This is a genomic window from Neorhizobium galegae, assembly GCF_017877135.1.
Lineage (GTDB): Bacteria > Pseudomonadota > Alphaproteobacteria > Rhizobiales > Rhizobiaceae > Neorhizobium > Neorhizobium galegae_A.
The window spans coordinates 1-17145 of record NZ_JAGIPH010000015.1; the positions used below are offsets into that span (position 1 = coordinate 1).

At 59.5% G+C, this 17145-nt stretch carries 18 protein-coding genes; 4 read left to right on the forward strand and 14 right to left on the reverse strand.

The window, feature by feature from the left end:
- Positions 1-76: 76 nt before the first annotated feature.
- The 7 genes from J2858_RS23820 to J2858_RS23850 form a co-directional block, all read right to left on the reverse strand.
- The gene (locus J2858_RS23820) at positions 77-319 is read right to left on the reverse strand and encodes a hypothetical protein (RefSeq protein WP_210107372.1); all 243 of its coding nucleotides are present in this window, start codon (positions 317-319) and stop codon (positions 77-79) included.
- 54 nt (positions 320-373) lie between these two features.
- Positions 374-1201 (reverse strand): shikimate dehydrogenase family protein, encoded by an 828-nt coding sequence (locus J2858_RS23825; protein ID WP_210107373.1) that lies wholly within the window; start codon positions 1199-1201, stop codon positions 374-376.
- A 49-nt stretch (positions 1202-1250) separates the two neighbouring features.
- Entirely contained in the window at positions 1251-1979 is a 729-nt protein-coding gene (locus tag J2858_RS23830) for an amino acid ABC transporter ATP-binding protein (RefSeq protein ID WP_210107402.1), read from the reverse strand.
- A gap of 91 nt (positions 1980-2070) precedes the next feature.
- Entirely contained in the window at positions 2071-2712 is a 642-nt protein-coding gene (locus tag J2858_RS23835; protein ID WP_210107374.1) for an amino acid ABC transporter permease, read from the reverse strand.
- Positions 2713-2722: 10 nt separating this feature from the next.
- Positions 2723-3391 (reverse strand): amino acid ABC transporter permease, encoded by a 669-nt coding sequence (locus J2858_RS23840; RefSeq protein ID WP_210107375.1) that lies wholly within the window; start codon positions 3389-3391, stop codon positions 2723-2725.
- The gene (aroQ, locus tag J2858_RS23845; protein ID WP_210107376.1) at positions 3388-3861 is read right to left on the reverse strand and encodes a type II 3-dehydroquinate dehydratase; all 474 of its coding nucleotides are present in this window, start codon (positions 3859-3861) and stop codon (positions 3388-3390) included. The genes J2858_RS23840 and aroQ overlap by 4 nt, the downstream gene beginning before the upstream one ends.
- Positions 3862-3983: 122 nt before the next feature.
- A complete protein-coding gene (locus J2858_RS23850) occupies positions 3984-4814 on the reverse strand; it encodes a transporter substrate-binding domain-containing protein (RefSeq protein WP_210107403.1) in 831 nt (276 codons plus the stop codon).
- 201 nt (positions 4815-5015) lie between these two features.
- Here J2858_RS23850 and J2858_RS23855 point away from each other — a divergent pair, with 201 nt between their 5' ends.
- The 3 genes from J2858_RS23855 (at position 5016) to J2858_RS23865 (ending at position 8374) form a co-directional block, all read left to right on the forward strand.
- Positions 5016-6908: a bifunctional sugar phosphate isomerase/epimerase/4-hydroxyphenylpyruvate dioxygenase family protein gene (locus J2858_RS23855; protein WP_210107377.1), complete on the forward strand. Its 1893-nt coding sequence runs from the start codon at positions 5016-5018 to the stop codon at positions 6906-6908.
- Between the two features lie 86 nt (positions 6909-6994).
- Positions 6995-7666: a GntR family transcriptional regulator gene (locus J2858_RS23860; RefSeq protein WP_210107378.1), complete on the forward strand. Its 672-nt coding sequence runs from the start codon at positions 6995-6997 to the stop codon at positions 7664-7666.
- Positions 7667-8374 (forward strand): GntR family transcriptional regulator, encoded by a 708-nt coding sequence (locus J2858_RS23865; RefSeq protein ID WP_245367273.1) that lies wholly within the window; start codon positions 7667-7669, stop codon positions 8372-8374.
- 245 nt (positions 8375-8619) lie between these two features.
- Here J2858_RS23865 and J2858_RS23870 read toward each other — a convergent pair whose 3' ends face one another.
- The 7 genes from J2858_RS23870 to J2858_RS23900 all read right to left on the reverse strand — a co-directional run bounded on the left by J2858_RS23870 (position 8620) and on the right by J2858_RS23900 (position 15428).
- Positions 8620-9831 carry a GGDEF domain-containing protein gene (locus J2858_RS23870; RefSeq protein ID WP_210107379.1) on the reverse strand — a complete coding sequence of 404 codons (1212 nt, stop codon included), beginning with the start codon at positions 9829-9831 and terminating at the stop codon, positions 8620-8622.
- Positions 9832-9893: 62 nt separating this feature from the next.
- Positions 9894-10154 carry a LysR family transcriptional regulator gene (locus J2858_RS24205; RefSeq protein ID WP_348635530.1) on the reverse strand — a complete coding sequence of 87 codons (261 nt, stop codon included), beginning with the start codon at positions 10152-10154 and terminating at the stop codon, positions 9894-9896.
- A 361-nt stretch (positions 10155-10515) separates the two neighbouring features.
- Entirely contained in the window at positions 10516-11271 is a 756-nt protein-coding gene (locus J2858_RS23880; protein ID WP_210107380.1) for a 5-formyltetrahydrofolate cyclo-ligase, read from the reverse strand.
- Positions 11272-11290: 19 nt separating this feature from the next.
- Complete coding sequence (locus tag J2858_RS23885; RefSeq protein ID WP_210107381.1) at positions 11291-12901, reverse strand: ABC transporter permease; 1611 nt, start codon at positions 12899-12901, stop codon at positions 11291-11293.
- Positions 12891-13661, reverse strand: coding sequence for an ABC transporter ATP-binding protein (locus J2858_RS23890; protein WP_210107382.1), 771 nt, complete (start codon positions 13659-13661; stop codon positions 12891-12893). Before J2858_RS23890 ends, J2858_RS23885 begins: the two co-directional genes overlap by 11 nt.
- Positions 13661-14632 (reverse strand): ABC transporter substrate-binding protein, encoded by a 972-nt coding sequence (locus J2858_RS23895; RefSeq protein ID WP_210107383.1) that lies wholly within the window; start codon positions 14630-14632, stop codon positions 13661-13663. Before J2858_RS23895 ends, J2858_RS23890 begins: the two co-directional genes overlap by 1 nt.
- A gap of 58 nt (positions 14633-14690) precedes the next feature.
- The gene (locus J2858_RS23900) at positions 14691-15428 is read right to left on the reverse strand and encodes a 5-formyltetrahydrofolate cyclo-ligase (protein WP_210107384.1); all 738 of its coding nucleotides are present in this window, start codon (positions 15426-15428) and stop codon (positions 14691-14693) included.
- Between the two features lie 101 nt (positions 15429-15529).
- Here J2858_RS23900 and J2858_RS23905 point away from each other — a divergent pair, with 101 nt between their 5' ends.
- Positions 15530-16378: a MurR/RpiR family transcriptional regulator gene (locus tag J2858_RS23905; RefSeq protein WP_210107385.1), complete on the forward strand. Its 849-nt coding sequence runs from the start codon at positions 15530-15532 to the stop codon at positions 16376-16378.
- Positions 16379-17145 lie beyond the last annotated feature (767 nt).

Here is a 17145-nt window from a genome sequence, read left to right on the forward strand (position 1 = left end):
AACTCCAGCCTCCGCTGGCCCAATGTCTGGGAGCAGTTCAAAACCGCCGAGGCTCTAATCGCTGCTGGATGAAAGTTCAGTGGCAGGTCAATAGCCATTGTTCGCTCAGGGGCCGAACTGTAACATCGGCATCAGATACTTGATCTCTGCCCTCTTGACCAGCTTTGGTGATGGCAAGGATCGTCGTCAGCATCCCATCCCGTGCTGAAAAGATCGAGTCCGCCTTGCCTTCGATAACATCGAGAAATTGATGAGGCTGACTTTGACAGGCGCGGCTGCCATCGAGCGTTATGTGCTGGCGCAGCAGCGGCGTGAGCAACGGCTGTCTTCATACCTTCAGTACCACAGTCGTTTCTTATGCGCCTCGGAAGTCTTAAACCTGCGCAATCTCGCGCAGGTGCTCGGCGGTCGTTGTCGGGAAATCGAAAAACTCAAGATAGGCAGGGATCTGTTCGAACAGCATGTCGAGCCCCAACTGGAATTGGCATCCACGCCCTCGAACCGCCGCGAGAAAGGGCGTGATTTCCTGCTTCAGGACCACTTCCCCGACGAAAGCCGCAGGTGATATGCGCTGCACATCGAAGGGAAGCGGATCATGATCCTGCATGCCAAGCGGTGTCGCATTGACGACAATGTCGTAGCCATCAGGGTCGGTTGCGCCGGTGACAACCGTAAGTTCCGGGTAATAATGGCGCAGACGTTGCGCGAGTTCGTTCATCATCGGCGGATGCGCGTCGTTGAAAGCGAGTTCCGCGATACCTGCCTGCGCCAATGAGGCGGCGATGGCGGATCCCACGCCACCGGCGCCGGCCATGATGGCGCGTTTGCCCTGGATCTCCCTGCCGCGGCGAAGAACGCCGCGGACGAACCCCTCTCCGTCAAACATGTCGCCGATCAGCCGACCGTCAGATCCGAGGCGAACGGCATTGCAGGCGCCGGCCACGGAGACGCGTTTGGAGACTTCGTCCAGCAGTTCGACCGTCGCGATCTTATGCGGCATGGTGATCAGCGCGCCGTGGATGTTGGACAGCTTGAACACCAGTTTCAGGAAGGCGAGATAGTCCTCGGCACGGCAGCCCATCGGCACGACAGCCGCATTGATGCCGGCTTCCTCGAAATAGGGATTGTAGATCAGCGGCGCCTTGAACGTATGGGTCGGGTAGCCGAGATGGGCAATGAGCTTTGTGTTGCCGTTAATCATCGGCTTCACCTTCCGTAGGAGGGGATTTTACAGCTGCGGTGCGGCGCGATTAGTGCCCGAGGATTTCTCCCAAGAACTTGCGTGTTCGTTCATGCTTGGGGTTTGAGAAGAATTCGGCGGGCGGCGCTTCCTCGACGATGGCCCCGGTTGCCATGAAGATGACGCGATCGGCGACCTGTCGGGCAAAACCCATCTCGTGCGTCACGCAGATCATCGTCATGCCCTCCTCGGCAAGCCCGATCATCGTATCCAGCACCTCCTTCACCATTTCCGGATCGAGCGCGGAGGTCGGCTCGTCAAACAGCATGACCTGCGGTCGCATGCACAGCGCACGGGCGATGGCGACGCGCTGCTGCTGGCCGCCTGAAAGCTGGGCTGGATATTTGTCCGCCTGTTCGGCAATCTTCACGCGCTCCAGCAGTTGTCGCGCACGCGCCTCGGCTTCTTCTTTCCCGAGCCTCAACGCGCGCAGCGGCGCAAGCATGCAGTTCTCCAGCACGGTCAGGTGCGGGAAAAGATTGAACTGCTGGAACACCATGCCAACCTCGCGGCGCACCGCATCGATGGTTTTCGCCTGGTGCCCCAGCACGATGCCGCCGACGCGGATCACGCCTTTCTGGTAGGACTCGAGGTGATTGATGCAGCGGATCAGCGTGGATTTGCCGCTGCCGGAGGGGCCGCACAGAACAATCTTCTCGCCTTTTTCGACCGAGATGTTGATGTTCCGCAAAGCCTGGAAGGCGCCATACCATTTCTCCACGCCGCTCATGCTGATCATCGGGTGCGTGCTGTCCACAGTGGTCGAGATGTCGTTCATGAAAAGAACTCCGTATGGCTCAGCAAGAAGAAGAGGTTGGAAAACATGGGCCCTACCGCGCAGATGCCGCGAACTTGCGTTCGAGATATGCGCCGTAGATCGTCAGCGGGCAGCACATGATGAAGTAGAGCATGCCGACGATGCCGAAGACGGTCAGAGGCTGGAAGATCTGGTTGGAGATAATGTTGCCCGCCCGGGTGAGCTCCGTGAAGCCGACGATCGACGCGAGCGAGGTGCCCTTGATTAACTGCACGAGGAAGCCAATCGTGGCAGGAAGTGAGATGCGCAGTGCCTGTGGCAGGATGACGTCCTTCATCCGCGACGCGTAGCTGAGTGCGAGCGCCTTGGACGCTTCGGTCTGTCCGCGCGGGACAGCCTCGATGCCGCCACGCCAGATTTCGCCCAGATAGGCGCTGGCGTGAAGAGTAAGGCCGACGGCAACAGCCGCCCAGGCGTCCATCTTGATGCCGATCAGGGCGAGGCCATAATAGACCACGAACAACTGCATCAGCAGCGGCGTTCCCTGGAAGAGAGCTATATAGCCGGCCGTAGCGCGCTCGACGGGGCGTATGCCCGATGTGCGCAGCAGCGCAATGGCAAGTCCCGCCAGGCAGCCGCTGACGAAGCCGATTGCCGAAAGCGCAACCGTCCACTTCAAGCCGAGGAGAAGGAAGAGAAATTCATCGCGTCCCATGCTCACTCCCTCATTTGACCGGATAGGCGAAATACCGGGCGGAGAACAACGCGAAGAGGCGCATCATCAGCCAGGAGATAACCAGGTAGAAGATCGTAACGGTGAAGTAGACTTCGAAGCTTCGAAAGCTGTCGGACTCGATCCGCTGGGATACCGAGGTCAGTTCGTAAGCGGAGATGGCTGAGGCAATGCTGGTCGTCAGCGTCAGCAGGACGAACTGGCTGGTGAGCGAGGGGAAGATTGCCTTCAGCGCCGGCTTCAGGATGATAAGACGGAAGACTTGGCCCTTATGAAGACCAAGCGCCAGCCCTGCCTCCATCTGCCCCTTCGGGATGGACTGGACGCCGCCGCGGATGATTTCAATGGCGTAGGCGCCACCATTAATACCGAGCGCTATGATCGCGGTCGGTGTCGGGTCCAGCCGGATACCGGTCAGCGGCAGGGCGAAATAGATGAAGAAGATCTGCACGAGGAAGGGCGTGTTGCGGATCAGTTCCACGAAACTGATGATCAGCCACCGCAAGGGCGCGATCTTCGATTGCCGCAGAACGACACCGCCGATGCCGATGACCGTTGCGAGCAGCATGCCGCAGATCGCCAGCGCGAAGGTGCCGAGGCAGGCAGTCAAAAGACTCGGCAGGCCCTCGACAACCGGCGTGAAATCCAGCGTATAGTTCATGACGCCTCCTGTCGCGGCGTGTTGCTGCAAGAGGTGGTCACCATGTCCGCCATGGCTTCTATGGCCAGTTCATAACCCTTCGCCCCAAAGCCGATCATGATGCCGGTTGCCACGCGGGAGATGAGGGAGTTGTGGTATATGCTTTCGCGGGCGTGGACGTTCGAGATATGCAGCTCGATCTTCGGCCGGTCAAACATCTTCAAGGCGTCCAGCAGCGCGACAGAGGTGAAGGTGTAGCCCGCGGGATTGATGATGATGCCGCAGGCTCGGCTGCGGGCTTGATGCACGGCTTCGATCAGTTCACCCTCGAAATTGGTCTGGCGAAAGTCGATCTCGAAGCCTAGTTGTGCCCCACGAGCAAGGCAGCTCCCATGGATGTCGGACAAGGTTGTGGTGCCATAGATCGCGGGCTCGCGCTCTCCCAAGAGATTGAGATTGGGGCCGTTCAGCACGAAGATCGTCTTGCTCATGGTGATGCTCCGAAGTCAGAAAGCGCACGTAACTCAGGACAGCCGGCCACCTGTCTGCGCTGCCGACACCGCTTCACTCGGTGCCGGCTTGCAGAACTGCTGGCCGAAGGATGGCTGCTATGTCACTGTGCCGCGAACGGGATGCCTTCGAGACTTTGCGGGAATTCCGGCACCGGAACCTTCATCCACTTGTCGTAGATGGTCTTCAGTTCGCCGTTTGCCTTGATCTTGTCGATGAAGGTGTTCAGCGCGGCATTCAGTTCCTTTTCGCCGAGACGGGTGCAGGCACCGTTATAGAGCTTTTGGAACTCCAGCTTGTTCTCAAACTTGCCCGGTGCCGCTTTCTCGACACGGTCCAAGTAGAAGATGTTGCCACCAAGCGCCTCGGCTTGGCCGGAAATCAACGCCTGGACGCTGGCCGCGTCACCATCGTAGCGGCGGATAGTGGCCGATTGCGGTGCATTCTTCGTGACCTGCGTGTCCTGCGCCGCACCCTTGGCGACCGAGATGGTCATATTGGCCATGTCGTCATTGGTCTTGATCGACTTCGCCTTGGGGCCGATGAGAACAATGGCGTTTGCATTGTAGGGCTTGGAGAACTGGACGGCCTTTGCGCGGTCGGGCAGCATCGCCATGGTGGCGAACAGTACGTCCACGCGACCGGAGGTCAATGCCGGGATGCGGTTGTTCACTTCGAGCGGCACGAACTCGACGGTCACGCCCAGTTCCTTCGCAAACAGTGTCGCCATGTCGGCGTCAAATCCGTCCTGCTTGCCGGCACTTGTGACGAATCCCCACGGAGGGTTGTCGCCTTGGATGCCGACGATCAACTTGCCGCGGGCCTTGATCTCCTGCGGCGTGACGGCTGCGGCAGACCCGGCAAACGACGCTGCAGCCAAGAGAGCTGCTGCTCCCATCAAGGCACGACGACGCGTAAAATCCATTCCGAACATGTTGCTCCTCCTAACGTGTTCAACCAGCACTCCCGTTGCTGTCGTCATAGAACTGCCACGGAGTGATGCTCCAATCAACATAGAATTTTAAAAATCTATGGTATAAACGATTTCAGCATTGAATTTGACGCGCCGGCTTCGGATTCGCTATGCTCAGTTGGCCGCAGCCGGGCCGAGGCTGATGCTCAGGGAGGAGCGCGCATGAAAACGTCGATCGCAACCGTATCGATCAGCGGCGAACTGCCGGAAAAACTTGCCGCAATTGCCGCTGCAGGGTTCGACGGTGTCGAGATCTTCGAGAACGACTTTCTCGCCTTCGACGGCAGTCCAAGAGACGTAGGACGCATGGTCCGCGACCTCGGACTGGAGATCACCCTGTTTCAGCCGTTCCGCGATTTCGAGGGAATGCCAGCTTCCCATCGGCAGCGGACGTTCGATCGGGCAGAGCGCAAGTTTGATATCATGCAGGAACTCTGCACGGATCTTGTTCTGGTCTGCTCGAACGTATCACCGGTCTCCCTGGGAGGGATCGACCGTGCCGCCGCCGACTTCCATGAGCTTGGGGAACGGGCGGCGAAGCGCGGTTTGCGTGTTGGTTTCGAGGCGCTTGCCTGGGGTCGCCATATCAATGACCACCGCGACGCGTGGGAAATCGTCAGGCGAACCGATCATCAGAATGTCGGCTTGATCCTCGACAGCTTCCACAGCCTTTCCCGCAAGATAGACATCAACTCGATCCGGTCCATCCCGAAGGACAAGATCTTCATCGTCCAGCTGGCGGACGCGCCTCTGATCGACATGGACCTGCTTTACTGGTCGCGTCATTTCCGAAATATGCCGGGTGAAGGAGACCTTCCCGTCACGGCCTTCACGGCTGCCATCGCCCAGACCGGCTATGACGGCTATTTCTCTTTGGAAATTTTCAACGACCAGTTCCGCGGCGGCTCCACCCGGTCCATTGCGGCAGACGGTCATCGTTCTCTTATTTATCTGGGCGACCAGGTAAGGCGCGTACCGGGCGCCGAGGTTTTGACTGTCCCCGCTATGCCGGATCGTACCCGCGTTGAGGGGGTTGCCTTTGTCGAGTTTTCTGCCGATCAGGAAGATGCGCGAAGTCTCGTTGCAATTCTCAAGACGCTGGGGTTCAGGAAAACAAAGATCCACCGAACGAAAAGGGTCGAACTTTTCGAACAGGGCGATATCCGTCTTCTGGTCAACACGGAGGAAACCGGCTTCGCCAACACTGCCTTTGCGGTACACGGCACTTCTGCCTATGCGGTGGCACTTTCTGTAGACGATGCCGAGAAGGCGTTGGCGCGGGCCGTTGCGCTGGGTGCAGAGCCCTTTGGTCAACCGGTTGCCGAAGGAGAGGTCGAGATACCGGCAATCCGTGGTGTCGGCGGCGGCCTTATCTATCTGATTGATAATCAGAGCGATCTGGGGCGGTTTTCGGAAATTGATTTTGTAGCGTCCGATGAGGCGGGCCATGAGGTCGTCCCTGCGCATCTGCAGCGGGTCGATCATATCGCCCAGACGGTTGCCTATGATGAAATGCTGACATGGCTCCTCTTCTACACCTCGATCTTCGAGGCCAACAAAACGCCTATGGTCGATATCATCGATCCTTCGGGTGTGGTGCGTAGCCAGGTTGTCGAAAATCACAGCGGCGCCTTGCGCATAACGCTAAACGGCGCAGAGAACCGACGTACGCTGGCAGGGCATTTCATTGCAGAGACGTTTGGCTCCGGCGTGCAACATCTTGCGTTCGAAACGCCTGATATTTTTGCGACGGCAGCGGCACTGCGCGAAAACGGCTTCCGTGCACTTCCGATTTCGGCAAACTATTATGGCGATGTCGAAGCCCGTTTCGGGCTCGACCCGGAACTCAGTGAGCGTCTGAAGGCTGAAAACATTCTTTACGACAGAGATGACGGCGGGGAATATTTCCAGCTTTATAGCGGAACCTTCGGGGAGGGTTTCTTCTTCGAAATTGTCCAGCGAAGCGGCTATCGCGGTTATGGAGCGCCGAATGCCATATTCCGGATCGCTGCCCTCAAGAAGCAGATGCGGCCTGAAGGTATGCCAACTGCATAGGTTGCTCCTTGCCTATATACACTTGGTGTTGAAGTCCGCCCTATTCCTGTTACATAGGACGATCCTCAAAATATCAGAGATCTCCGGTGTTTTCCAAAATTACGACAGAATCGGTTGCAGAAGTCAGCTACAGGCGCATTCGTGCTGACATTATCTTTGGCCGGCTGGCGCCGGCGCAGAAACTGAAGCTGGATAGTCTGAAGGAAATATACGAAACAAGTGTCAGCACGCTGCGCGAGATCCTGAACCGATTATCCTCGGAGGGCCTCGTGGTCGCAGAGGGTCAAAGGGGCTTCGAAGTCGCTCCGACCTCCGAGTCGGATCTGCGGGAAATCGCAGCCCTTCGTCTACTTCTCGAAACGCATGCCCTGGAGCAATCCTTTGCACATGGCGGGGTCGACTGGGAGGCGCGTGTTGTCTCTGCGCATTACAAGCTCTCCAGGATGGAGAAGATCATGGCGACTGGCGATACCAGCCAGGCCGAAAGCTGGAAGCGTTACGACTGGGAGTTTCATCAGGCTCTGATCTCTGGCTGCGGTTCGAAGCTCCTGATGGATACGCATTCGGGAGTTTTCGATAAATATCTGCGCTATCAGATGGTTGCGCTTTCCTATCGTGGTGACATCGCAGCCAAGGAACACCAACAGCTACTGGATGCAGCCTTGAAGCGCGATGAAAAAACCGCAAAAGCGATTTTGATCGAGCATATCCAGGGTGGGGTTGAGCACGCGCTGATGCGTAATCGGCTGGAGAGATAGATGTCGATGCGGGCACAGGACAGCTTAACGGAAACGGACGGCACCCCGGAGCATGCCGGGGAAACAATTGGCGACGTTGTGTTTCGTCAGGTTAGAGCAGACATCGTTTCCGGTGTCCTTGCTCCGGGCAGCAAGATCAAGCTGGAACAGGCAAAGGAGCGTTACTCGATCAGCGTGTCGTCACTGCGGGAAATTCTCAGCCGCCTGACGGCCGAGAACCTTGTGCGAGCCGAGGGGCAAAAAGGGTTCGAGGTCAGCCCGGTATCAGAGCAGGAACTGATCGAACTTGCCGATCTGCGCATCGTTCTGGAGGCCCACGCCATGGAACTCGCGTTTGAGGCAGGCGACCTGGAATGGGAAGGGCGCGTGGTTGCTGCACAGCATAAGCTCGCCGCCGCGGAGAGAAGGCTGCTTTCCGGCGATGCTTCGCGCACGATCGATTGGGTGCGGTCCGACTGGGACTTTCACAGATCAATTGTCTCGGCCTGCAATTCGGAAACCTTAATGGCGAATCTCTCCTCGGTCTTTGACCGCTTTCTCCGCTACCACTTGCTCGCCAGAAGTTTCCGTGGACAGGGCGTCGCAGACGATCATCGCTCGCTTTTCGAGTTGGCACTGGCAAGAGATCTGCAAGCCGCAAAGCGGGTCATTCATCAGCATGTCATGAGCGGCGTGGAACACGTTCGCACGCAGCTCAAGCTACAATGATGCAATAGCTTCTTGGTTCGCCGTCGATCGTGTCCCGCAACTTGCCCATCACCCTTACCCAGCTACACTACTCGGCGGGACACGATCCCTGCGTGCGATGCAGGGCGTTGCGCTGCATCGTGCGAAGGTTCCATATATCACGTCGTTCTGCGTAATCCCGCAAACTCAGAGGTTTAAGATAACAATCGCGGTGTCGGCGGTTCTCATCCCTTCAAGAGCGCTCTCGCCCAAAACGCAACATCGGTTCAGGACGCCCCCACCGGCACTACCCGCAACTGATGATGCAAGCTATCGGTTGAGGGGTGCAGCAATTCGTTTGGCAGTGCGATCTCAACGCGATTCCGCCCGAGGGTTTTCGCGTGGTACAAGGCGCGATCGGCGCTTGCAAGCATCCCGGCGAGGTCGTGGCAGTCCGATGCCGCAAGGCCAATGCTGACGGTGGCCTGGGTTTTCAAGCCCTCTGCGCCAGCGGCTGCTTTGGCGAACCGGCTTGCGATTGCCGAGCCCCGACTGAAGGCTTGGGAATGGTCGCACCGTGGCAGAAGCGCAGCGAATTCCTCACCGCCCAGCCGGACAATAAGCGCGTCCGGCCCAGCTTCTTTGCGGGCCGTTTCGGCGAAGAGCTGCAAAACCTTATCTCCGGTTAGATGTCCATGACGGTCGTTGATCGCCTTGAAGTGGTCGAGGTCGAAGGCGAGTAGTGAGACGGGGTCACCATGCCGTTCCCGGAGGATCCGAGATGCCTGCTCAAAAAAGGCGTGACGGTTTGCAAGCCCAGTCAACTGATCGGTTTGTGACATGCGGAGCAGGTGGAGCTTTTCCTCCTCCCGAATAATCATCAGAAAGGACATAGGCATTGCAACCGAGTACAAGACGGCCTCGTACATCGTCGCCTTTCCGACGATGGAGATAATATCTTGCCCGTATTGCTGAAGGAGAACAGGGGTGATGAACGCCCGGCCAAGGTAGAATACGGCATGGACGGCCGAAATCGATACTGCGATCGGGCGTGAGCGCAATCGCTGGAATGTGCGGCCGCGCAGAAGTAGCCATGCTGTAAGGCCGCAGGTCAGCGCGATCGGGATAGACGAGACATGGTTCCAGAAGGCGGCCGGGAAGTGTGTGCCAGCGATCGCCCAAGCGATGGCCAGGAAGGTTAGAGCCGCGACGGACGACCAGAAATACCGTTGACCATCGAGGTTTGCGACGGCGTTAAGGACCAGAAGGTATCCCAACATCATCAGGATGTTGATCACCGCCATACCGAGCGCGACCGGAAAGTGGCTGCGGTTCATTGCGAGAATGCAGCCGAGAACGAACGCCAAGAGTGCCGCGGCCAGAACACCGAGCACGCGAGCGCGACCTGGATGAGCCTGCCTTTCCCAAAGGAGAAGCGACGCTGACACCAGGAGCGTTCCAACGGTTAAGTACCACAGGGTTGGTAAATCGATCTGCATTGCTCCGCCTGCCTTACGCCAAAGCCTACAGGGTGGTCTTTATAAGATTCTTCACGTTTCTCTCATATTGCCGACATGGTTCGCGTAACGTTAAGCGTACTGTTGAGTGCCAGTATTAATTCGGTGGTGCCTTTCGCAAAAGGGCTCGCGGCTGACCGAACGCGACGGTACACGCGCGACCTGTCTCTCGAGAGCAGTATCGGCGCTTCAAATATCCTTCCAGCGTTGCGCAACACGACACTACGGCCGGATTTGATAAACGGCTTGCAACCGAGCGCTTCTTCCAGCCGCCGGATTTGATGGCTGACGGCGCTATCCGTCAGGCTGAGCTCAGCGGCGGCTTCGAATGGCTCTGATGGCGCGCGGCGGCCTCGAAGGTCTTAAGCGTAGCGAGTGGACGGTTGCGAAGATTAGGCAAACGTGCGGTCATCGGGTTGGCCGTACTCACCGGCGAATGGGCGCAATCAAAGCAGGGCATTGCATTCAAGTGCGGACTCTATCACCAGCTCCGCCTCGAAGGTAGTGCGGCCTGGCCCGCGCAGTCATCAAACGCCTGCACTCACGTCGCCTGCGTGGCACTCGTCAACGGCCAGGCATGCGTTCTTGCGCGCACCAAGCATTGTCGGCTCATGTCGCTTCGCCCTGACATGAGCATGAAGCCGCTCAGGGCTTGAAAGGCGACCCTCAGAGGCCCATGGCCTTCAGTTCCTGCAGCGGCGGAATGGTGTCGAACATGTGCTGATCGAGACGATCCCAGATGATACCGCAGGTCGGTTTGTGCGGATTGTTGACCTCGATGGTGCGGGTCGGCGTGAAGATGACATCGACAACGGTGTCATAGACGTCGGGCGTCAGCTTTTCCGAAAGCACCTGGCAATCATGCACGACGGCCGCGCAGGGCGTCTCGACGGAAATCCGGCCGATCTGGTACAGCATGCCCCATTCGGAATCGAAGAAGCCGTGTCCCTTGCCGAAACGCACGCCTTCCAGATTGATCGCGCCGGTGCCGGTGACCATGTAGTCGACATCCGGCAGGATCGCCTTGATGTCGGCGAGCGTCAGGTGCTGGCCGACGCGCTCCATGCCGTCGAGGGTAGAGGCGTAAAGGTAGAGCTCCGGCGCGATCTTTGCCGGATCGAGTAGCCAGAAGCCGCGCTTGATCGAATAGGTGGTCATCAGGACGATCTTGCCGTCCTCCAGAGCCTTGAGGCGCAGGCGGTCCAGGCAGTTGTCGGGCGTGATGAAAATCAGCCTGGCATCAATGTAATAGGCATTGTCGGTCAGACGCTTCACGGCATCGTCGCCGCCCTCGAAATCGGCGATGAACTCGCCGAAATCGAAATGGAAACGGCTGTCGGCCACGGCGACTTTGCGCAATTCGGTCCAGACGCGTTCGCGCACGGAGGATTTGTGATCGGCGATCTCGGCGGCAGTGGTCATGAAAACTCCTTGTAGATTATTAGGCGGCCGGCTGCATGCCGTGCTTTTGCAGCACGTGCCGTTCGACCAGGATGACGATTTGATAGAACAGAACCGAGATGAGGACCGAGACCACGGCGACCGTCCAGATCATGCCGTAGTCGAGATAACCGCGCGACTGGTTCAAGAGATTGCCGAGCCCGGTGCCGGTTGCCAGCCATTCGGCGATCATCACGCCCAACAGCGCGCGCGGCACGGCAAGCCGCATGGCGGCGAAGAGATAGGGTAGCGATGCCGGGATCGAGACCAGCCGCAACTGTGCCCACGGGCTTGCGCCATAGGCCCGCACCACATCAAGCGCGCCGCGTGACACCATGCCGAGCCCCTGCGCCAGAGTGACGAAGGCCGGGAAGAAGGTGACCGAGATCGTGATCCACAGGATGACCGAGGGGCCGCGGCCGAGAAGCAGCACGAGAAGCGGCGTCAGGGCGACGAGCGGCATTGTCTGGGTGACCAGCGCCACCGGCATGAACGAACGGACGATGCCGGGCCGCACGACCGAGGCGAGCGCCAGCGCAAATGCAAAGGCGAGGCCGGCAGCCATGCCGATGAGCGTCATCGGCAGCGTCTGGCCGAGCGCCGCGAGGAGGCGGCTTTGCGCCGAGCTCGCCGAGGCGGCAATAAAGAGGTAGTCGAAGACGCCGGCAGGGGTCTTGGCGATCATGGCCGGCGTGCCGAGAATTTTCAGGAGCAGCCACCAGACGATGAAGGGGAGCGCGATCGAGGCAAGCGTGATGGCGATGCTGGACAGGCGGCTGCCCTCCGCGCGCCTTCCTGGCGGCGTTGCCGCGACGGTCACCGCCCGTGTCGAGCGGGTGATGCGCGCTTCGATGACGGAAAAAATTCCGTAGGCGATCAGCGCCATGGCGGTCGCGGCAAGGCCGATGCCCCAGAGGCGGGCGGGATCGGCGCGGCCGAGAGAGCCGATGAGATAGACGCCGAGGCCGAAGCGTCCTCCTCCGCCGAATTCCGCCAGGATCGAGCCGAGCACGGCGGCAGGTGCTGCGACGCGCAGGCCGGCGAGGATGGCGGGTAGGGCGGCGCGGATCTCGACGAGGCGAAGCAGCGCAAAACGTCCGCCACCGTAGGCGCGAACCACGTCGAGCATGCGCCGGTCGGTCTGGCTGATGCCGGTGACGGTGGCGCTCATGGTGACGAAATAACAGCCCAGCGCCGCCAGCACGACGCGCGGCGTCATGCCGGCAAAGGTCAAGACGAGAATTGGCGAGATGGCGATCGGCGGCAGGGCGAACATCGCGACGTTGAGGCCGCGCCCGAGCCTTGCGGCAAGAGGCGAGATGGCGAAGAGAATGCCGGCGAGGATGGCGATGCCATTTCCGATCAGGAAGCCGAGCGACGCGCCTTGAAAGGTGGCGAGGATATGAGCGGGATAATCGCCGCGATCCGACCAGAAACGAACGAGGACTTCGGTCGGGGCCGGAAGCGCGCCGCCGGCGACGAGCTTGAAGCGGCCAAGGATTTCCCAGGCGACAAGCAGGATCGCCGCGTTTCTGATGGCGGACGAGTGCCGGAAGCCGGATTTTCCCTTGAGCTTTCCAGAAGGCGCCCCCGGCGCCGTTTCAGTGGCCATCCAGCGCCTCCGCGACCTGGTCTTCCAGCGCGTGGAATTCCGGTGTCGTGAAGACTTCCGGCAAACGCGGACGGGCGAGCGGGATATCGATGATCCTGCCGATGCGGCCGGGACGGCTCTGCATGACGACGACCCGGTCGGCGAGGAATACGGCTTCGTCGATGCCGTGGGTGACGAGCAGGGTCGTGGCGCGGCTTTCCATCCAGATGCGTTGCAGCTCGAGGTTCATCTGGCGGCGGAGAATCTGGTCGAGTGCGCCGAAGGGTTCGTCGAGGAAGAGAACCTTGGGATCGGTGACAAGCGCGCGGGCGATGGCGACGCGTTGGCGCATGCCGCCGGAAAGCTCGCCGGGGAGCGCCTTCTCGAAACCCTTTAATCCGACGAGCTCGATCAGATCAGTGATCTTGGCGGTGAAATCCGCGCGTTTGCGGCCGAGCACGTTGAGCGGCAGGGCAATATTGTCTTCGACGCTGCGCCAGGGCATCAGTGCCGCATCCTGGAAGGCGACGCCGGTGAGGCCAGCCTTGGCCGCCAGCTGCGGCCTCATCCCGGCAATGCCGATCTCGCCGGATGTCGCTTCGTCCAGGCCGAGCGCCAGGCGCAGCATGGTGGACTTGCCGCAGCCGGACGGGCCGATCAGCGCCGTGAACGAGCCTGCGGGACAATCGAGCGAAACATTGTCGAGCGCCTGAACGACAGTCCCGCGCCCCTCAAAGGAGCGCGAGACCGTTTCGAGCTTGATGCCGGTTGCAGAGGTCATCAAACTTCTTCGAGAACGGTGGTGTCGAAGTGTTCGCGCTTGGCGGCAATGCCAACGGCGGCAAGCGCCTCGATATTGGCGGCAATTGCCTCCTCGCTCATCGCATAGACGCCCTTGGCATTTTCGATCAGCGGCTTCTGCGCGGTGTTGAAATAGACCTCGTTGTCGATCGAGCGGCCGGTGCCCTTGAACCAGCTGTCGGCAAAGGTCTTGGGATAGATTGCCGGATCCTTGAGGTTTTCTTCCCAGCCCATGCGGCTGGCCTTTAGGAAGGCGACGATTTCCTTACGTTTCGCCTTTAGCGTCTCTTCGGTGACGACGACGGTGTCGTTGAAGATGGTGAAGCCGAAGTCATAAAGCAGGAAAGAGGTTGCTTGTTCGCCGGCCTGCTTGATGGTGAAGGGGACATTGGTGGTGAAATCGAGCGAAGCGTCGATCTCGCCCTTGATCAGCGGCGTCGGGTCGTAGGCATAGGGCACGATGTTGACCTGCGAACGGTCAACGCCTGAGATCTTCAGCATGGCTTCCACGGAGATGACATTGACCGGCGGAACGGCGAGCGTCTTGCCGATCAGGTCCTTCGGTTCCCGGATCGGGTTCTTGGCCAGCGAAACGATGCCGATCGGGTTTTTCTGGTACTGGGCGCCGATGATCTTGAAGGGGGCGCCCTGCTCGACGATCGCCTTTATCGTGGTGTCCGGCGTCGTCAGCGTCAGGTCGGCCTTGCCGGCGATGATCGCGCTTTCCGGGATGACGTCTGGGCCGCCCGAAAGGTAGCTCAGGTCGAGGCCGGCTTCCTTGTAGAAGCCCTTGTCGGCCGCCAGGAAATAGCCGGCGAACTCGGCATCGTTGATCCACGAAGCCTGGAAAGTGAAGGGCATGGCGGCGGATGCCAGACGGCTCATCATCGGCATGGTCGCGGCGGCGCCCATCACGCCCATGAAGTGGCGGCGGTTAAGGGTGAGATGCATCGAGGCTGTTCCTTGTTGTCGAGGGAGGCATGGAGGAAGGTATGTATCGGTTGTCTGGTCAGGCGACGCCGCGCATGCGGGCGAGTTCCTTGAGGGGCGGCGTATCGGCAATCTCGTCGCGCGTCAGGCGATCCCATTGGATGCCGCGCGGGCGCCGGTTCTGGCGCGCGACCGTCGCCAGACGGTTCGGCGTGGCAATGTAATCCACCTGGATGTCGGTTTCACTGGGGCTCATCTGTTCGTCGACGACCTGGACATCATGGACGATCGCCGCGACCGGCGTCCTTTCGTCGACAAGGCCGAGGTCGGTGAACATGCCCCATTCGAGATCGAAATAGGTATGGCCCTTGCCGAAGCGGATGCCGTCGCGGGTGACTGCGGAGGCGCCCGTCGCGAGAAAGTCGAAACGACCGATCCTGCTCAGTTCGGCAAGATCGATCGGACGGGCGAAATGCTCCATGCCATCGAGCCAGGCGGCGAAGGGGGCCGCTTCGGCCGGAACGATGCCGGGCGCCATGTAGAGAAAGCCGCGCTGCATGTTGTAAGTCGACATCACGAAGGCCTTGCCTTCGGCGATTAGCCGCCGCCGCAGTTCGGTCATCGAGTTATCGGGCGTGACGAAGGCGAGTTTCATGTCCTTCCAGGCGTCAAGTCCGGCAATCCGGTCGGTCGCCTGTTCCACACCTTCGAAATCGGGAATGAATTCGCTGAAACTCAGATGAAAGCGCGTGTCAGGACGAGCAACGGCCTTGAGGCTTTCCCAAATTCTCTGCCGGATTACGCGAGGCTGCGCCATTCATGCCCCCTGTTTCATTGTTTCATAATTCTGAAACAGCAGTTTCATCATTGCAAGAGGGCTGCTAATCTTTTTATGCAGAGAGGTAACCCGGAGAACTCATGGCCTCGCGTCTCGTCTTGCGCATTCAGGAACGTCATTCGCGGCTGACCGCTGGCGAGCAAAAGCTTGCCCAGCTCATCCTCGATCGGCAGGATGACATTCTCACCCATTCCGCGACCGAGATCGCCGAGATGGCCGGCGTCTCGAAAGCGACGGCCGCGCGCTTCTTCCAGCATCTCGGCTATGCGGATTTCAACGAGGTGAAACTGCAGGCGCGCGAGGAACGCAATCGCACCGAACCGTATGGCTATTCCGTCACTCAGTCCGAACAGGTCGCGCTTGGCCGCACCATCGGCGCCCATCTGGAACTGGAACTGAAGAACCTCACCAAGACCTTTGAGGAGATGCGCTCCGACAAGGTGCGCCAGGCTGCCGAACTGATCGGTGCTGCGCCGAAAGTGTGGATACTGGGCCTCGGCACCGAAGAGGGCGTTGCGCGCTATACGCGGCTGGTCTTCTCGCGGCTTCGCCATAGCGTGATGATCTTGGGCATCAATCAGGGTTCTTGGGCCGAGGACCTTGCCATGACCGGGCCGAAGGACGCGCTGATCCTGGTGACGCTGCCACCGCATCAGCCGATCCTGAAGCCGATCCTCAGCCACGCCGCAACAAGCCGTCTCAATGTCGTCACCATCACCGATCGAACCTCTATGCTGGAGGCGCAGCGCTATTCAGATGTTGTGCTGCCCTGCCATGTGGCGAGTTTCGCGCTGGGTCCGTCGCATACGGCGGTTCTGAGCACGGTGAGACTTCTGGCGCTGACATTCGCGGCGCAAGCCGGTCGATCCGCGCAACAGCGCGCCGAGATCATTTCCGCAATCCATGAAGAACTAGGAGATTTGGATTGAAGTGTAATCGCGCGCCGCTCTCAGGAAACGGGTTACCCTCAACTCCAGAATTTGCAGGGGTGTTCGAGAGGATCCACGGACTGGCCATCGAAGAATGGTCGCTGACCGATCGCTGACCTCGACCCGGGGCCAGCAATTGTTGGCGCTGCCTTTCAGGCAGAGCGAGCTCGCGTCACCGCCGCCCGTGTAACGGCTCGTGGAGCCGTGCGCGTGTCCTGTTGATCAAGCAGTTACCCACGCGTTTCCCTCGAAGACCTCGCTGAAGAACTTGGGGTAAGCCAGTGGCACTCCAGGGGTCTTTCGTGAACAGACGGGCATCTCGCCCAACCGGCACCTCGTTTCGCGCCGAATGCGATGTGCGTAGCACATCTTCGCGACAACTGACAAATTCGTACAGGAGGTAGCGGGACCGTTTCAGCTCCGCATTTCATCTCTCAATCAACTTCAAGAGACCGTCGGGCGTGGTCCCACCGCCTACAGGCAATATTCAGTCTGGGAAGTTGGCGCTTCCACACTCATCGATTTACCAATAGGTGTCGATGGTTCGTATCTTTTCAAGAGCTAAGCGATGGCCACTTCGCCCCTCAATTTCGGCCGTTCGCGTTGGCGATCCATTGATGCTAAGCAGACCCTCGCGGAGCGTGAGGTCCTCCCATCGATTGCTCCCTATCGCATCACCTTTTCGAACAGAAACCCTTCGTCATCTGGCAGATCGCTGGGGCCGGGATGGTTGTGGCCCGGGTGCGTGGCGTGGTGAAACGCGATGA